Genomic DNA, 15,555 nt, shown 5'->3' with positions numbered 1-15,555 from the left:
TTTTTATGAAAAAAAAAGGAACCGCGTAGGAGGCTGTTATGCAAAAAATAGTAGATGCAGTACATAAAATAGAGAATGGTGAAGTCGACCAAGGACTTGCACAACTTGAAGAACTTGAGAATACGACTAATCATGAAACAAAATTTGAGTTAGCGGAGACATATTATTCGTTAGGCCATATTGATAAAGCAAAGAAACTGGTTGATGATTTACTCATGTTGTACCCGGATGAAGGCGAGTTATATACGTTTTCTGCCGAGTTATTAATTGATCAAGACCAAGAGGATGAAGCAATTGAAATGCTCTTAGAGATTAAGGAAGATGATCCTGCTTATTTAAGATCACTTCTATTATTGGCAGATCTTTATCAAATGCAAGGGCTAGATGAAGTCGCTGAACAAAAATTACTAAAGGCCATTGAGAAAGCTCCAGATGAACCGATCGTTTCTTTTGGTCTCGGGGATTTTTATTTAGCTAGAGGTGATTTTCAAAAGAGTCTCCCGCATTTAAAGAAGGCCTATTACGCAAATGTAGAAATGGAAGGGTTAAATATCGCATTACGTTTAGCGGAAGCATATAGTGGTACAGGAGAGTATGAGGAGGCTTTAAAATTATATCAAGAGGGTCTGGATCAACAATTAGACATCCATGCGCTATTTAATTATGGGTATACAGCATATCAAATTGAACAATACGAGCTTGCAATCGATCAATTCAATACCTTAAAAGAACTTGATCCGGAATTCAGTAGTGTGTATCCGTACTTAGCGAAGTGTTATGAAGCATTACACCGACTTGAAGAAGCCATTAAAATTATTAATGAGGGGCTGTCAGTCGATCAATATAACGAAGAACTGTACGTTCATGGTGGAAAGTTAAGTTTTAAGATGAAAAATCGTGAAAAAGGGGAAGAATATTTACGAGAAGTTATTGCAATTAATCCAAGTCATTTTGAAGCTGTACGTACATTAGCAGCCTTCTTAAAGCACGAAAATCGTTTTGATGATTTGATTGACTTAATCGAATACTTGAAAGATATTGGCGAGGGAGATCCAGTCTTAACTTGGTATGAGGCAGTAGCAAGGTATGAAAATGATGACATTGATAAAGCAAAAGAATGTTTTGAAGCGGTTAAAGCAGATTTTGCAGATGATGTTGATTTTCTAGAAGAGTATGGAAAGTTTTTAATGGAAAATGGAGAGCGTATTGAAAGTCTCCGTTTATTTAAGCAGGTCATTGCTTTAGATGAAACTAGGTTAAATGTTAAAGAATTAATTATTTACTTAGAAGAAGATATGCAATAAATTGTTCATAATCATGTAACAATAATTTTGTGCATATTAGAGGATTTGAATTATAAGTTGGAGAATAATTATATACATAAAATTCTTTCTGTTGTCGTGTTAAATGTGAACTAAGGTATAAGCCTTTCGGGGAGGGAATCAGGATGAGCAGCACTATTTCAGTATATGAGAAAAAAGAGTTTTTACGTTGGTTTCTTAATGAGTATCAGTTGAAACGAAGAGAGTGTGCTTGGCTTTTAAATTACTTAATTAGTGATGAAAACTTAATGGAAAAAGTTCATTTTGTGGAAAGAGCTGAATATTGTCCAAAAGCATTAATTATTTCTACAACTGACGTCGATCATGTTCCGTTTTGCTTCCATAAGCAAAAGCATGTAACGATGGATGCAGAAAAGGCCTTCCATGACATTCGTCTGAATAATGATGAAGATGTTTATATTCAGTTGAATTTCTCAAATGCTAAAACAAATCCCCATTATGTTGCTGTCCTTGAAGAAAATCCGTATTTACCAGCAAATGAAATGGCAACGGCTGATGCAATAATAGCTGAAATTTTTCTTGATAAAGTTTTAGCTGCGTTTAATGAGAAACAATGGTATAAAAAAGTGGATGAAGCATTAGACAAAAGAGATAAAGATACATTTTATAAATTAACAAAAAAGAAGAAATGATATTTAGAAGCTGATTTATCGGAGTGCTCTAAAGAGCTCATCGAATAAGTCAGCTTGTTTTATTTTTGAGCATTTTTCGTTAATATAAGAGAGTGTTAATAATTTAGTTGCTATAAGGAGAGAGTAGACATGAAATGGTTAGCCAAAGAAATGGATACGTATTTGCAGGCAAAAGAGTATGTCGATACCGCATTAATTCCTTTAATTCCTGTAAGTTGGGAGAAGGAGATTAAGTCCAACGTAGCGATGGGAGAATTTATTTCAATTATCTCTAGTGAATTAGAACGGCAATTCCAAGGTAGAGTGATTGAGTTTCCAGCATTTACATATTTGAAGAGCGATGTTGAAAAGACAGCGCGCCTTAAGAGTTGGGAAAAAGAATTAAAAGAAAATGATATTAAACATATCATTTATATCACTTCAGATTTTGAGTGGGAACAGGCAAAACAAGATTTGACAGAAACGCTTATTTGGCTTCCTTCTATTCCATTAGAACACATGGATCAAAAGCATAAGGTCGAGGTCATTGAGGGGCAAATTAAACAACTTATCCCCTTTTTGACAAACAAGTGGCAAAATCGTTAATTATGAAATTTCCGTGGCATTTTGACTTCTGAAAAGATTGACATTGAAAGAGTAGTTAGCTATCATGAGTATGTCCTAGTATTATATGTGTTAAATTATGTCCGGTTGGACTTAACTTACAACGTAGGGGGGGAAATAGAGTGAGTGAGAAAGATCATAAAGTATCAAGACGTCAATTTTTAACGTATACGCTAACAGGGGTTGGCGGTTTCATGGCTGCAGGTATGATCATGCCTATGGCTCGTTTTGCGTTAGATCCAGCTTTAAAAGTTGGTGCTGAAAGCGATATGGTTCCGATTAACCTTCATGTAGATGAAGTTACTTCAGAGCCAATCCGTAAAAACTTCCAATTTGAGCAGGTCGATGCATGGTATACTTCAGAAGTAACTGGGGCGGCTTGGGTGTTTAGACAAGGTGATGAGATTATTGCATTATCTCCTGTATGTACTCATTTAGGCTGTACAGTAGACTGGAACACAAATCCAGACTTTGAAAACCAATTCTTCTGTCCATGTCACTTCGGTCGTTTTGAGTTAGACGGTACAAACGTTGCTGGTACACCACCAACACGACCGCTTGATGTATATGAATTAGAAGTTAGAGACGGATATATTTACTTAGGTAGACCAATTCGAAGAGGATAGGAGGGGCGTAGCTCATGTTACAGAAAATTTATGACTGGGTTGATGAGCGTCTCGATATTACTCCTATGTGGCGTGATATCGCGGATCATGAAGTGCCTGAGCATGTTAACCCTGCCCATCACTTTTCAGCATTTGTTTATTGCTTTGGTGGGTTAACATTCTTCGTCACAGTCATCCAGATCCTATCTGGTATGTTCTTAACGATGTACTATGTACCAGATATTATTAATGCTTATCATTCCGTTGCATATTTACAAAATGAAGTAGCTTTTGGTGTTATCGTTCGCGGTATGCATCACTGGGGAGCTAGTTTAGTTATCGTAATGATGTTCCTACATACGTTACGTGTATTTTTCACAGGATCATATAAGAAACCTCGTGAGTTAAACTGGGTAGTCGGAGTACTTATTTTCTTCGTAATGTTAGGCCTTGGTTTCACAGGTTATCTTTTACCTTGGGATATGAAAGCGTATTTTGCAACTGTAGTAGGTTTACAGATCGCTGAAGCAACACCGATTATCGGTGGATTTGCGAAAACATTACTTGCTGGTGGAGAAATTATTGGGGCAGCGACGTTAACTCGTTTCTTTGCAATCCATGTATTCTTCTTACCGGGTGCTCTTTTAGGTTTACTAGGAGCTCACTTCTTCATGATTCGTAAGCAAGGTATTTCTGGACCGTTGTAAAAAATAAAAGACAATTTATAAAGGAGGGAAATCGATGCATCGTGGTAAAGGGATGAAGTTTGTTGGTGACTCTCGTGTTAAAGATTTAGAACACAGAAAACCTAACATTCCAAAAGACTATTCTGAATATCCAGGTAAAACGGAAGCGTTTTGGCCAAACTTCCTTTTAAAGGAATGGATGGTTGGTGCGGTATTTTTAATCGGTTATTTATGTTTAACTGTTGCTCATCCATCGCCATTAGAGCGTATGGCTGATCCGACGGACGCAGGTTATATTCCGCTTCCTGACTGGTATTTCTTATTCTTATATCAATTATTAAAGTATGAATATGCTGCTGGTGTATACACAGTTATCGGGGCGATCGTTATTCCAGGTTTAGCGTTTGGTGCATTACTTTTAGCTCCATGGTTAGATACTGGAAAAGAAAGAAGACCATCAAAGCGTCCTGTAGCAACAGGTTTAATGCTTTTAGCAGTAATTGCTACTATCTACTTAACTTGGGAGTCTGTTGACCAACATGACTGGGAAGCAGCTGCTAAGCAAGGGGCAATCATTGAACACGAAATCGATGATACAGCCCAAGGGTACGAAATTTATGCCTCACAATCGTGTATCGGATGTCACGGTAACCAAATGGAAGGTGGGTCTGCTGGTTACGCTTTAGTTGAAACAGGCTTAACTGTTGAAGAAATTAAAGATATCGTAATTAACGGACGTGGAACAATGCCTCCTGGCTTATTCGACGGTACTGATGAAGAGCTTGAAATTCTTGCACAGTTTATCGCCAATGACGGTCAAGGTGACGAATAATTTTTAATGAAAAGCTGACTATATAGTCAGCTTTTTTTACACATTTAATAGTAGTTTCAGGTTCTCAAGCAAGAATATCAAGGAGTGTGTTTCATGTGATTTCAGTATTAAAGATTTTCAGGCACCCGCTCATGTTGTATATGTTACTAATCATTAACTTTTTTGGTACGATTTATGGCTACTACTGGTATAAGGACCAACTGGCTGCTACACCAACGCACTTTTTAATTTTTGTTCCTGACAGCCCGACAGCCAGCTTGTTTTTTTTATTTGTATTAATTGCTTTTATTTTAGGTAGAAATGTTCCGCTTCTTGAAGCGCTTGCGGCTGTTACATTAATTAAATATGGATTGTGGGCTGTGGCTATGAATATAGGCGCGGGAGTTACCGGTTCTCAATTAGGCTGGCAAAATTATATGCTGATCGCATCTCATTTAGGAATGGCGATTCAAGCGGTCTTATACTTACCATACTACCGCATCAAAGTGTGGCATTTAATGCTCGTCGCTGTTTGGACATTACATAACGATATTATTGATTACGTTTACAATATGCACCCATATGTTTCGTGGAGCCTACAACCTTACATTCACCACATTGGCTATTTTACATTTTGGCTAAGTATCTTTTCGCTAATTGTAGTTTATTGGTACGGTGTTCGTGAAAATAGATTGAAGCTTTCTATTCGACCTTAAATGTAACTCTGAAAAAGCGCAAAAACTTGTCCTGAAAATGGTCTACTCTTGTCCATTCTTTCATAGATTAGAGTAGATGAAGGAGGGACCGAAATGCGCTCGTTTTTACTTATATTACTTACTATTTTAGTCTTGAGCATGCCAACATATAGTAACGCCGCTGAGGATAAGGAGTATTGGGGGAAGCTAAATGACACTTCGGATAAAGTCTTACAATTAGTAAAGCAGGAAAAGCTTGACGAAGCAAAACAACTGTTAGATTATTTTTCGAAGCAATTTTTATCTTTAGATCATAAGCAATCTTCTCTATCAATGAGTGATCTCCAAATTATTACAAAATCATATGAGCGAGCCATGGAGTCAGTTACAGCAGTCTCCATGAATCATGTTGAAAGAGTAAGGCTGGCTACTGAATTTAGGCTCGTCGTTGATGCTTTGACCAGTCCTCACCATCCTTTGTGGTTAAGCTCTGAACAATCGGTAATGAAGTCGATTAATGAATTAAAAGGAACCATGCAACAAAAAGATCCTCAAGCTTTCCGTCATAAAATAAACGAATTTTTACGTCTATACCAAATGATACGGCCAGCATTACTAGTTAGTGTCGAAGGTGTACAAGTTCAAAAAATTGAGTCACTCGTACAATTTATCGACCGTTATGGGAACGATATGATACATGACACTAGTATGCAAAAACAATTGTTTGTGATGGAAAAAGAATTCCAAAAATTGTACGAGCAAGTTAAAGAAGATAGTGCAGACCCATCGCTTGTTTGGGTTATGCTAACTATTGGAGGAATGATCATTATTTCCTTATCCTATGTAGGCTGGAAGAAATACCGTGCCGAAAAAAGACGTGTAAAAGTTCGGGATTAATAAACCATCATTAACAGTGTGGAAATGTCAATAACTCGCCACAAAATAGCAAGTATCTAAATTGACTTTTTTTGATGTTTAAAATAGAATAATTATAAAAGTGTACATCGAGAGGTGAGTTTACAAATGGGTTTAGGAGCATTTTTAGTTTACTTTGCGATTATTTTGATCATTCCAATTTGGGCGCAAAGAAAAGTAAAGTCGGCCTATAAGAAATATTCTCAGGTCGCGGCTACATCGGGTATGACTGGTGCGCAAGTTGCTCGAAAGATCTTAGATGATAACGGATTATATGATGTTACAGTTGAGCCGATTCGAGGAGAATTAACGGACCATTATGACCCGCGTGCAAAGGCTGTCCGTCTTTCAGAAAAGAACTACTATGGGAATTCTGTTGCAGGTGCTGCAGTAGCTGCCCACGAAGTCGGGCATGCAATGCAGGATGCTGAAGAGTATGCATTTTTACGCTTCCGCCATGCGTTAGTTCCTGTCGCTAACTTCGGTTCTAATACGTCATTTATTATTTTAATTGCAGGGTTCCTTATGGGAATGTCAGGTTTAGTCCTTTTAGGTATTATCTTCATGGCTGCTGCGGTTCTGTTCCAAGTGGTTACGTTACCAGTTGAGTTTAATGCTAGTAGTCGAGCAATGGGTCAAATGGTGTCTTCAGGAATTATCCGTAACGACGAAGAGCGTGAAACAAGAAAAGTTTTAGACGCTGCAGCATTAACATATGTAGCGGCTGCATTAGTTGCTGTTATGGAACTAGTTCGTTTTGTACTTATGTACATTGGAATGAACAGTGACGATTAATTTAAATAATAAAAGAAAAAACGACTGAAGGAATGCATTCCTTTAGTCGTTTTTAGGTTCTTGGATAATTTAATTATCCTTACGTCTCTAAGGGCTTCTTATTTTCATCTAGTGTAAAGCCTTCACCAATTACATCTTGAACGTCATTGACAGTAACGAAAGCATGCGGATCAATTCTCTCAACCAAGCCCTTTAAACGAATAAGTTCATTTCTCCCAACTACGCAGTATAGTACTTCCTTATCAGATCCAGTAAAACTTCCTTTTCCTTTTAGTACAGTAGCTCCACGGTCCATTTCTTTTAAGATGGCACTTGCAATCTCAGGTACGCGATCTGAAATAATAAACGAAGCTTTTGCAGAATAAGCCCCTTGTTGGATAAAGTCTATGACTTTCGCAGCGATAAATACAGCTAATAACGTATACATGGCTTCCCGATAGTTTAAATAAAGTAAAGATGAGCCAATTACCATTGCATCAAAGATAAACATCGTTTTTCCCATACTCCAACCGATGTACTTATAACCTAACTTTGCAATAATATCTACCCCGCCAGTTGTTCCACCGTAACGGAATACAATTCCGAGTCCTACACCGATAAATACGCCTGCGAATAAAGCAGCAAGTGTCATGTCATCATGAAGCGGTAAAGAAATAACAGGATAACGTTGAAAAATATATAAGAAGAGCGAGACACCTAAAGTGCCGATAATCGTGTAGATAAAAGTATGCCTTCCTAAAATATACCAACCAACGAAAAATAATGGTATGTTTAATAGTAGATTTGTTATAGCAGGGTCAAAATTGAAGATAAAGAAGAGGATCAGTGTAATTCCAGTAAATCCACCATCCGCTAAATTATTCTCCATATTAAAATAAACAAGTCCAAAAGAAAGAATGGCAGAGCCAAGAAGAATAAAAAATACATTTTTAAATTTAATTCGATATGTCATGTTTTACGTCCTTTTTCAATTATTGCGGATACAAATGGATGTCGCACGAATATTATACTGGATATGCATTCTTTGGGCAAATTGGTAATGAAATTCTAAGTAGCTAAGTGGTTAAAATGGTTAGTTATTTCAATTAATAATCACACGATCTAGAGAAATAAATGTTTTATTGGATAAATATTTGTCAAATGCTCCTGAATTAGCTAACATGAACATAAGGGGTGTTGAGCATGGAAGAACGAAGCTTGAAGGATATGCAAAGAGAAGTAGATGCATACATAAGTCAATTCAAGGAAGGTTATTTTAGTCCGTTAGCGATGCTGGCACGAATGACAGAAGAATTAGGTGAACTAGCACGTGAGGTGAATCATCATTACGGAGAAAAGCCGAAAAAAGATTCAGAAGACGAGCGCTCGATGGAACAAGAAATGGGCGATCTTTTTTTCGTCCTTATTTGTTTTGCCAACTCGTTAAATATTAATTTAGATGATGCATTAGAACTTGTTATGGAAAAGTTTAAGACAAGAGATGCCAATCGTTGGACCAAAATAGAGGAGGAGTCATAAAATGGCAGAGAATATGATTAAGATTGTCATTGCAGGACCAAGAGGAAATATGGGTAGTGAAGCCGTAAAAATGGTGACATCGACTGAACATTTCCAACTTGCTGCAGTAGTTGATTCGAAAAATAACGGGAAGTTATTAAAAGATATTGAAGGACAGCCAGCACTAGACGTTCCTATTTATGAGGATCTATCCGTTTGTTTAGCTGAGCATGAGCCGCATGTTCTCATAGATTTAACAGCACCAAAGTTTGGACGTAAACATATGGAAATTGCTTTTGATCATGGGGTACGACCTGTGGTAGGTACGACAGGCTTTACTGAACAAGATATAAATGAATTAAGACAGATAGCCGAAGATAAAAAGTTAGGTGCTATTATTGCGCCAAATTTTGCAATCGGTGCAATTCTTATGATGAAGTTTGCACAGGCTGCTGCTAAATACTTACCTGATGTTGAAATAATTGAAAAACACCACGACCGAAAGCTAGATGCCCCATCAGGAACAGCCATTAAAACCGCACAACTTATTCAAGAGGTGCGAGTTTCAAAAGTTCAAGGGCATCCAGAAGAAGTAGAAGAATTACCTGGTGCTCGTGGTGCAAATATCGATGGGATGCATATACATAGTGTTCGATTACCGGGATTAGTAGCCCATCAAGAAGTCATCTTTGGAGGACAAGGTCAAACATTAACCTTAAGACACGATTCAATCAATCGTACATCCTTTATGCCTGGAATTCAGTTATCGGTGGAAACCGTTATGAAAATGGATACGTTAATTTATGGCTTGGAAAATATTATTGAATAGGGGAAATGAGAGTGAGAATTGCATTTATAGCACATGATCAAAAAAAATCAGATATGGTCAATTTTGTTACTGCATATGAGAACATCTTCATAGACCATGAATTATTTTCTACAGGTACAACTGGTCAACGTATAATGGAAGCAACCTCTTTAAAAATTACGCGATTTTTATCAGGTCCTTATGGAGGCGATCAACAGATCGGAGCACTGATCGCTGAAAATCGAATGGATCTGATCATTTTCTTCAGAGACCCATTAACGGCACAACCGCATGAACCTGATGTAACTGCTCTATTAAGACTTTGTGATGTTCACTCAATACCGTTAGCAACCAATATGGCCACAGCAGAAATTTTAATTAAAGGAATTGAACGCGGAGAGCTGGAATGGAGAAAGAAAAATTAACGCCGAAGGCCTAGAGAAGTGAGGAGACTTATGAGTTTAAAGATTGGAATTAGTTGTTATCCTTCGGTCGGAGGTTCTGGAGTTATTGCAACGGAATTAGGAAAGCTACTAGCAGAACGTGGGCATGAAGTCCATTTCATTACTTCTAGTGTTCCTTTTCGTCTTGATAAAATTGATCCAAATATTTTCTTTCATGAAGTAGAGGTAAATCAATACTCGGTATTTAAACATCCTCCATATGACTTATCTCTAGCTAGTAAAATTGCGGAGGTTGCCAGAAGGCAAAAGTTAGATATACTTCATGTGCACTATGCCGTTCCTCATGCAATATGTGCTTTTTTAGCAAAACAAATGGTGGGTGACCATTTGAAGATTGTGACAACATTGCATGGAACGGATATAACTGTTTTAGGGTATGATCCATCTTTAAGTGAAATTATTAGATTTGGAATCGAACAGTCTGATACTGTAACAGCAGTCTCAAATGATCTTGTAAGACAAACTCGGGAACTGCTGGACGTAAACAAAGACATTAACACAATTTACAACTTTATAGATGAACGTGTGTATTATAATCGAGACAATACTGACCTTAAAAGGCGATATCACATTGCTGAGGATGAAAAGGTTATTGTTCATATTTCTAATTTTCGTCCTGTAAAACGAGTAAAGGATGTTATTTTAAGTTTTGCAAAAATCAACGAACATCTTTCTTCAAAGTTGCTATTAATAGGTGATGGCCCCGAGTTAACCGTTGCTTGTCAGCTTGTCAAACAGTTAGGGATTGAGGAGCGTGTATTATTCTTAGGTAGTCAAAAAGATGTTGCTGAGATTTTATCTATTTCTGATTTATTACTCTTATTATCTGAAAAAGAAAGCTTCGGTTTAGTTGCGCTAGAAGCTATGGCTTGCGGAGTTCCTGTCATAGGAACGAATATTGGTGGAATTCCAGAAGTGATTGAAGACGGAAAAACAGGATACATATGTGAGGTCGGCGATATATCAACGATAAGTGATAAGGCTATTAGTTTATTAACAGACGAAGATTTGCATAAACACATGAGCGAAAGTGCACAAAAGCGAGTGATCGACCATTTTAGTTCAAAAGATATTGTTGATCAATATGAGTATATTTATCATTCAACTCTCAACAAGTGAAGAGGGGCAACATTATGGAACCGTTATTTTTAATTGGATCAAAAGTTATTCAAACGATAAAGCAACAAGGATATGAAGCTTACTTTGTCGGTGGTGCAGTTAGAGATTTTCTCTTACAACGACCGGTTCATGATATCGATATTACGACATCTGCACCTGTAGAGCTCATTGAACAACTTTTCGAAGTAACGGTTCCCTTAGGTAAAGAGCATGGAACAGTTATTGTTCGCATGGAAGAACGGTCTTTTGAAGTAACCACTTTTCGTTCTGTTTCTGACGGTAGAAATACTTTACTTGAAGATTTGCAGAAACGAGATTTTACCATCAATGCAATGGCAATGAACGAAAATATGGAGTTAATTGACCCATACGACTTTTGCCGTGATCTTGAAAATCAGTTGATTCGTGCTGTTGAAAATGGAACGGAACGCTTTGTAGAGGACCCCTTACGAATGCTTCGTGCGTGCCGTTTTAGTAGTCAATTGAACTTTGAAATTGAAAAGAAAACATTAGATGCAATTATCGAGTGTCGCAGTTTAATTGAAAAAGCAGCAGTTGAAAGAGTAATTACTGAATTCGATAAATTAGTAAAGGCAAGATCGTACTCACGAGGTCTTCATTACCTCTTATCCTTAGGTTTGACACAACACCTGTCATTTTTAAAGGGCAAAGAACAAGCTTTAGAAGACTTAGCTGCGATGCAACTTCAAAATCTTTGCTCACTTGAAGAAGTTTGGGCAGCCTTTTTATTTGTTGACCAAACTGAACAAGAACTATTGAATTATTTGAAAGCTGTAAAAAAATCAAAGTCGTTTGTTCAGCAAGTCATTCGGTTGCTAGGAGCATTAAATACTTATGAAAACAGCGGATGGTCAAACGAGCTTCTGTACGAAATCGGTCTGGAAAATAGCTTAAAATTAGGGCGGTTACTCTTCACCTTACAACCGGAAGAAAACCATGTACATAATGAACAGGCCTTAATTAGATGGCACAATGAATTACCTATAAAAAGTCGCCGTGATTTAAATCTAAATGGACAATTACTCGTACAGTCCTTTCAAAAAGAGCAGGGGGCTTGGATTGAACAACTGCTAGTAAAAGCAGAAAAGGCAGTATTAGCACAAACCGTTGCAAATGACCCAAAGGAATTAATAGCTTGGCTAATGAAAGAGAGGGAGTTCAATGATGAAGGAGAAGCTTTTGGAGATGCTGTCAGAAAATGAATCTGGCTTTGTATCTGGGGAAAAGATTAGTAAACATTTAGGTTGCTCAAGGACGGCGATATGGAAACATATTGAGGAACTTCGTAAGAGTGGGTATGAAGTGGAGGCAGTTCCTAGAAAAGGATATAGGATTAAAACAAGACCAAATACCATTTCACCACATGAAATAAAGGTTTACTTACAAACTGAGAAAATCGGGCAAGAGCTTACTTATCATGAATCACTACCGTCTACACAAGAGGTTGCCCATCGTTTAGCACAAGAAGGGGCTGTCGAAGGACACGTAGTAATTGCTGATGAACAAACATCAGGAAAAGGAAGGCTTGGCCGTGTTTGGCATTCACCGATTGGGACAAGTATCTCAATGAGTATTATTTTACGTCCCAAAGTATCGCCACAGAAAGCACCCCAACTAACACTGCTTGCTGCAGTTGCAGTTGTAAGAGGGATTGAGAAAACAACTGGTTTACAATGTAGTATTAAGTGGCCCAACGATATTTTACTGAACGGCAAAAAGATTGTGGGCATACTAACGGAAATGCAATCCGAGCCAGACTATGTGCATTCTGTGATTATCGGAATAGGAATTAATGTCAATCATAAACGTGAACAGTTTTCATCTGAACTTCGTGAAATAGCTACCTCTTTAGCGATTGCCAAAGGTGAAGAAGTTAGTCGAGCGAAATTAATGAGTAGTGTTTTCTACGAGTTAGAATCATTATATGAGCAATATCTTCTTGAAGGCTTTGATGTGATTAAACCACAGTGGGAAAGTTATGCAATAAGTCTTGGAAAACGAATTGTTGCTCGAACTATACAAGGGACTATTGAGGGAGTAGCAAAAGGCATTACAAATGATGGTGTACTTTTATTAGAAGATGATGACCAAGTTGTGCATCAAATTTATTCCGCAGATATTGAAATAAAATAATAAAAAGTTGTTACAAATCTGCTACATTTTGTTATACTCATGATATGGGCAGTATCCATTAGAACTGCACCTTTTGGATAAAACTACTTATACACACAATTTTAAACCTATGTAGTCTGCCTTGATCCATTTAGGACTGGGACAGAGGGATGAATTAAACCGATCAACTGTTTTACAGTGTTGAATTATAATTCCTTTGAATCCTTCTTCCAGTGTGGAAAGAAGGATTTTTTTACATCTTAGCCTGTCGGTTTATTCAGTTTCCTCTATATTAAAAAGGGGGAGAAACGATGAAAACATCAACAGATTTTAAGAAGATGAAAGAAGCAAATGAGAAAATTGCAATGATAACTGCTTATGATGCACCATCAGCGAAGTTAGTCGAACAGGCTGGAGTGGACATGATTTTAGTTGGTGACTCACTTGGAATGGTCGTACTAGGCTATGACTCAACTGTTCCTGTTACGTTAGAGGATATGATTTTGCATACAAAAGCAGTAAAACGTGGTGCAAAACAAACGTTTATTGTTACGGATATGCCCTTTCTAACGTACCATAGCTCCATTAGTGAGACGATGAATAATGCGAAACGTCTTATGCAAGAAGGTGGAGCACATGCAGTCAAAGTAGAAGGCAATGGGGAAGTAATTCAAACGATTGAAATGTTAACAAAAGCAGGTGTACCTGTTGTGGCTCATTTAGGCTTAACTCCACAATCTGTAGGTGTGCTAGGTGGCTATAAAGTTCAAGGTAAAGATAAAGAAAGTGCAAACGAGCTCATTGAAGATGCCAATAAAGTGGAAAGAGCTGGAGCAATCGCACTAGTTCTGGAATGTGTTCCTAAACAATTAGGAGAATATATTAGTAAACAGCTGTCTATTCCAGTTATAGGAATTGGTGCTGGTGCTGATACAGACGGGCAAGTGTTAGTTTACCATGATGTTATCGGTTATGGTGGAGAGTTTGTTCCAAAGTTTGTAAAGAAGTATGCAAACATTTCACCTGTCATTCAAGAAGCTGTTTCTGATTACGTTTCGGAAGTGAAAAATAAGCAGTTTCCAGAAGATAAACATACGTTTACGATGAATGAAGAGCATCTTGCGCATCTTTATGGAGGCGTAAAATAGATAATGAAAATTGTAGAAACCGTACAAGAATTACAAAACTTAATCAAAGAAGCAAAAAGAAATGAAAGCGTTGTCGGCTTTGTTCCAACGATGGGATTCCTGCATGAAGGTCATCTGAGCCTTGTGGATCAAGCCCAAAAAGAATGTGATCTGGTTGTCATGAGTATTTTTGTCAACCCTCTTCAATTTGGTCCTAATGAAGACTTTGACCGGTATCCAAGAAACTTTGAACGGGACAGTCGATTAGCGCGAAATGCTGGTGTTAATATTTTATTTTATCCAAATGTTAAAGAAATGTACCCGACAGAGTCGGCGATGAAGGTTATCGTTCATGAAGGAGTAAGTGTACTTTGTGGAAAAAGTCGACCAGGACATTTTGATGGTGTCGCTACAGTGGTTTTAAAGTTATTTAACATTGTTACACCCGATCGAGCTTACTTTGGTATGAAAGATGCTCAACAAGTCGCTGTAATTGAAAAAATGATTCGTGATTTTAATTTACAAGTAAGTCTAATCGGCTGTCCGACCCTTCGTGAAGAAGATGGTCTTGCTAAAAGCTCACGAAATGTCAACTTAACAGACGTGGAAAGAAAAGAAGCTGTTTCTATTTATAACAGTTTACAATTGGCAAAAAAGCTGATTGCACAAGGGGAACGTAAGACAGAGCGTATTCAGGAAGAAATGACAACATTCTTGGAAACAAATAGTTCAGGAACTATCGATTACATTGAACTGTTAACGTATCCGGAACTAAATCATTTAGAGCAATTGGAAGGAAAAGTGATTATTGCCATTGCTCAACAATATTCAAAAGCCCGATTAATTGATAATATCGTACTAGAGATAGAATAAGCACAGGGAGTTATTAATTGGGGAGAACAAGGAGGAGAACAAACAATGTTTCGTACAATGATGAAATCAAAAATTCACCGTGCCCGTGTTACTGAGGCCAACTTAAATTATGTAGGTAGTATCACAATCGATGAAGATATTATGGACCAAGTTAATATCCTTGAAAATGAAAAAGTACAAATCGTAAATAACAACAACGGACAACGTTTTGAGACTTATGTAATTGCTGGGCCAAGAGGAAGTAAAGTTTTCTGTGTAAATGGTGCTGCAGCACGACTTGTACAAGAAGATGATGTGATCATCGTTATTGCTTATGCACTTGTGGGAGAAGAGAAAGTATTAGAACATGAACCAAAAGTCGCTATAATGAATGAAAAAAATGAAATAGTTGAAATGATTGGAACAGAGCCTGCTTCCACTGTATTGTAAGGCAACTATTACTAACATAA

19 protein-coding genes are annotated in these 15,555 nt (G+C 37.4%); 18 read left to right on the top strand and 1 reads right to left on the bottom strand.

Annotated elements, in window-relative coordinates; genetic code table 11:
• Positions 1 to 38: 38 nt before the first annotated feature.
• The 9 genes from N7Z68_RS00760 to N7Z68_RS00720 all read left to right on the top strand — a co-directional run bounded on the left by N7Z68_RS00760 (position 39) and on the right by N7Z68_RS00720 (position 7,085).
• Positions 39 to 1,304, top strand: a complete 1,266-nt coding sequence (locus N7Z68_RS00760) for a tetratricopeptide repeat protein (protein WP_275116542.1) — start codon at positions 39 to 41, stop codon at positions 1,302 to 1,304.
• Between the two features lie 143 nt (positions 1,305 to 1,447).
• Positions 1,448 to 1,975, top strand: a complete 528-nt coding sequence (locus N7Z68_RS00755) for a ReoY family proteolytic degradation factor (protein ID WP_275116541.1) — start codon at positions 1,448 to 1,450, stop codon at positions 1,973 to 1,975.
• 129 nt (positions 1,976 to 2,104) lie between these two features.
• On the top strand, positions 2,105 to 2,560 hold the full coding sequence (locus N7Z68_RS00750; RefSeq protein ID WP_275116540.1) for a YpiF family protein: 456 nt from the start codon (positions 2,105 to 2,107) through the stop codon (positions 2,558 to 2,560).
• Between the two features lie 140 nt (positions 2,561 to 2,700).
• The gene (locus N7Z68_RS00745) at positions 2,701 to 3,204 is read left to right on the top strand and encodes a QcrA and Rieske domain-containing protein (protein ID WP_275116539.1); all 504 of its coding nucleotides are present in this window, start codon (positions 2,701 to 2,703) and stop codon (positions 3,202 to 3,204) included.
• A 14-nt stretch (positions 3,205 to 3,218) separates the two neighbouring features.
• Entirely contained in the window at positions 3,219 to 3,890 is a 672-nt protein-coding gene (qcrB, locus tag N7Z68_RS00740; RefSeq protein ID WP_075384751.1) for a menaquinol-cytochrome c reductase cytochrome b subunit, read from the top strand.
• A 34-nt stretch (positions 3,891 to 3,924) separates the two neighbouring features.
• Positions 3,925 to 4,701 (top strand): menaquinol-cytochrome c reductase cytochrome b/c subunit, encoded by a 777-nt coding sequence (locus tag N7Z68_RS00735; RefSeq protein WP_275116538.1) that lies wholly within the window; start codon positions 3,925 to 3,927, stop codon positions 4,699 to 4,701.
• A gap of 131 nt (positions 4,702 to 4,832) precedes the next feature.
• Positions 4,833 to 5,396 (top strand): lipoprotein heptaprenylglyceryl N-acetyltransferase LhaT, encoded by a 564-nt coding sequence (gene lhaT / locus N7Z68_RS00730; RefSeq protein WP_275116907.1) that lies wholly within the window; start codon positions 4,833 to 4,835, stop codon positions 5,394 to 5,396.
• A 93-nt stretch (positions 5,397 to 5,489) separates the two neighbouring features.
• Positions 5,490 to 6,272, top strand: coding sequence for a sporulation protein YpjB (gene ypjB, locus N7Z68_RS00725; protein ID WP_275116537.1), 783 nt, complete (start codon positions 5,490 to 5,492; stop codon positions 6,270 to 6,272).
• A gap of 126 nt (positions 6,273 to 6,398) precedes the next feature.
• On the top strand, positions 6,399 to 7,085 hold the full coding sequence (locus tag N7Z68_RS00720) for a zinc metallopeptidase (protein WP_275116536.1): 687 nt from the start codon (positions 6,399 to 6,401) through the stop codon (positions 7,083 to 7,085).
• 79 nt (positions 7,086 to 7,164) lie between these two features.
• On the opposite strand, the gene N7Z68_RS00715 is transcribed toward N7Z68_RS00720, so the two are convergent.
• Complete coding sequence (locus N7Z68_RS00715) at positions 7,165 to 8,037, bottom strand: YitT family protein (RefSeq protein WP_275116535.1); 873 nt, start codon at positions 8,035 to 8,037, stop codon at positions 7,165 to 7,167.
• Between the two features lie 230 nt (positions 8,038 to 8,267).
• On the opposite strand from N7Z68_RS00715, the gene N7Z68_RS00710 reads away from it, so the two are divergent.
• The 9 genes from N7Z68_RS00710 to panD all read left to right on the top strand — a co-directional run bounded on the left by N7Z68_RS00710 (position 8,268) and on the right by panD (position 15,535).
• The gene (locus N7Z68_RS00710; RefSeq protein ID WP_275116534.1) at positions 8,268 to 8,603 is read left to right on the top strand and encodes a nucleotide pyrophosphohydrolase; all 336 of its coding nucleotides are present in this window, start codon (positions 8,268 to 8,270) and stop codon (positions 8,601 to 8,603) included.
• Positions 8,604 to 8,616: 13 nt separating this feature from the next.
• Entirely contained in the window at positions 8,617 to 9,411 is a 795-nt protein-coding gene (dapB, locus tag N7Z68_RS00705) for a 4-hydroxy-tetrahydrodipicolinate reductase (protein ID WP_275116906.1), read from the top strand.
• A gap of 11 nt (positions 9,412 to 9,422) precedes the next feature.
• Positions 9,423 to 9,815, top strand: a complete 393-nt coding sequence (locus N7Z68_RS00700; RefSeq protein ID WP_275116533.1) for a methylglyoxal synthase — start codon at positions 9,423 to 9,425, stop codon at positions 9,813 to 9,815.
• Between the two features lie 30 nt (positions 9,816 to 9,845).
• A complete protein-coding gene (bshA, locus tag N7Z68_RS00695; protein ID WP_275116532.1) occupies positions 9,846 to 10,973 on the top strand; it encodes an N-acetyl-alpha-D-glucosaminyl L-malate synthase BshA in 1,128 nt (375 codons plus the stop codon).
• 14 nt (positions 10,974 to 10,987) lie between these two features.
• A complete protein-coding gene (locus tag N7Z68_RS00690; RefSeq protein ID WP_275116531.1) occupies positions 10,988 to 12,196 on the top strand; it encodes a CCA tRNA nucleotidyltransferase in 1,209 nt (402 codons plus the stop codon).
• Positions 12,159 to 13,127, top strand: a complete 969-nt coding sequence (locus N7Z68_RS00685; RefSeq protein WP_275116905.1) for a biotin--[acetyl-CoA-carboxylase] ligase — start codon at positions 12,159 to 12,161, stop codon at positions 13,125 to 13,127. The genes N7Z68_RS00690 and N7Z68_RS00685 overlap by 38 nt, the downstream gene beginning before the upstream one ends.
• A 290-nt stretch (positions 13,128 to 13,417) precedes the next feature.
• Complete coding sequence (gene panB, locus N7Z68_RS00680) at positions 13,418 to 14,254, top strand: 3-methyl-2-oxobutanoate hydroxymethyltransferase (protein WP_275116530.1); 837 nt, start codon at positions 13,418 to 13,420, stop codon at positions 14,252 to 14,254.
• 3 nt (positions 14,255 to 14,257) lie between these two features.
• Positions 14,258 to 15,106: a pantoate--beta-alanine ligase gene (gene panC / locus N7Z68_RS00675; protein WP_275116529.1), complete on the top strand. Its 849-nt coding sequence runs from the start codon at positions 14,258 to 14,260 to the stop codon at positions 15,104 to 15,106.
• Between the two features lie 45 nt (positions 15,107 to 15,151).
• On the top strand, positions 15,152 to 15,535 hold the full coding sequence (gene panD, locus N7Z68_RS00670; RefSeq protein WP_275116528.1) for an aspartate 1-decarboxylase: 384 nt from the start codon (positions 15,152 to 15,154) through the stop codon (positions 15,533 to 15,535).
• Positions 15,536 to 15,555 lie beyond the last annotated feature (20 nt).

Origin of the sequence: Alkalihalobacterium chitinilyticum, from assembly GCF_029028005.1 — a bacterium.
Taxonomy (GTDB): Bacteria; Bacillota; Bacilli; order Bacillales; family Bacillaceae_F; genus Alkalihalobacterium; species Alkalihalobacterium chitinilyticum.
Note: the sequence above shows the minus strand (reverse complement) of the source record. Positions and strands in the feature narration are given on the sequence as shown.

What these genes read in the sequence shown, in the direction of transcription:
- N7Z68_RS00685 (WP_275116905.1), top strand. Translation starts at nt 12,159, where the DNA reads ATGAAGGAGAAGCTTTTGGAGATGCTGTCAGAAAATGAATCTGGCTTT.
- panD (WP_275116528.1), top strand. Translation starts at nt 15,152, where the DNA reads ATGTTTCGTACAATGATGAAATCAAAAATTCACCGTGCCCGTGTTACT.
- N7Z68_RS00760 (WP_275116542.1), top strand. Translation starts at nt 39, where the DNA reads ATGCAAAAAATAGTAGATGCAGTACATAAAATAGAGAATGGTGAAGTC.
- qcrB (WP_075384751.1), top strand. Translation starts at nt 3,219, where the DNA reads ATGTTACAGAAAATTTATGACTGGGTTGATGAGCGTCTCGATATTACT.
- N7Z68_RS00750 (WP_275116540.1), top strand. Translation starts at nt 2,105, where the DNA reads ATGAAATGGTTAGCCAAAGAAATGGATACGTATTTGCAGGCAAAAGAG.
- dapB (WP_275116906.1), top strand. Translation starts at nt 8,617, where the DNA reads ATGATTAAGATTGTCATTGCAGGACCAAGAGGAAATATGGGTAGTGAA.
- N7Z68_RS00710 (WP_275116534.1), top strand. Translation starts at nt 8,268, where the DNA reads ATGGAAGAACGAAGCTTGAAGGATATGCAAAGAGAAGTAGATGCATAC.
- lhaT (WP_275116907.1), top strand. Translation starts at nt 4,833, where the DNA reads ATGTTGTATATGTTACTAATCATTAACTTTTTTGGTACGATTTATGGC.
- N7Z68_RS00735 (WP_275116538.1), top strand. Translation starts at nt 3,925, where the DNA reads ATGCATCGTGGTAAAGGGATGAAGTTTGTTGGTGACTCTCGTGTTAAA.
- ypjB (WP_275116537.1), top strand. Translation starts at nt 5,490, where the DNA reads ATGCGCTCGTTTTTACTTATATTACTTACTATTTTAGTCTTGAGCATG.
- bshA (WP_275116532.1), top strand. Translation starts at nt 9,846, where the DNA reads ATGAGTTTAAAGATTGGAATTAGTTGTTATCCTTCGGTCGGAGGTTCT.
- N7Z68_RS00755 (WP_275116541.1), top strand. Translation starts at nt 1,448, where the DNA reads ATGAGCAGCACTATTTCAGTATATGAGAAAAAAGAGTTTTTACGTTGG.
- N7Z68_RS00715 (WP_275116535.1), bottom strand. Translation starts at nt 8,037, where the DNA reads ATGACATATCGAATTAAATTTAAAAATGTATTTTTTATTCTTCTTGGC.
- panB (WP_275116530.1), top strand. Translation starts at nt 13,418, where the DNA reads ATGAAAACATCAACAGATTTTAAGAAGATGAAAGAAGCAAATGAGAAA.
- N7Z68_RS00690 (WP_275116531.1), top strand. Translation starts at nt 10,988, where the DNA reads ATGGAACCGTTATTTTTAATTGGATCAAAAGTTATTCAAACGATAAAG.
- N7Z68_RS00720 (WP_275116536.1), top strand. Translation starts at nt 6,399, where the DNA reads ATGGGTTTAGGAGCATTTTTAGTTTACTTTGCGATTATTTTGATCATT.
- panC (WP_275116529.1), top strand. Translation starts at nt 14,258, where the DNA reads ATGAAAATTGTAGAAACCGTACAAGAATTACAAAACTTAATCAAAGAA.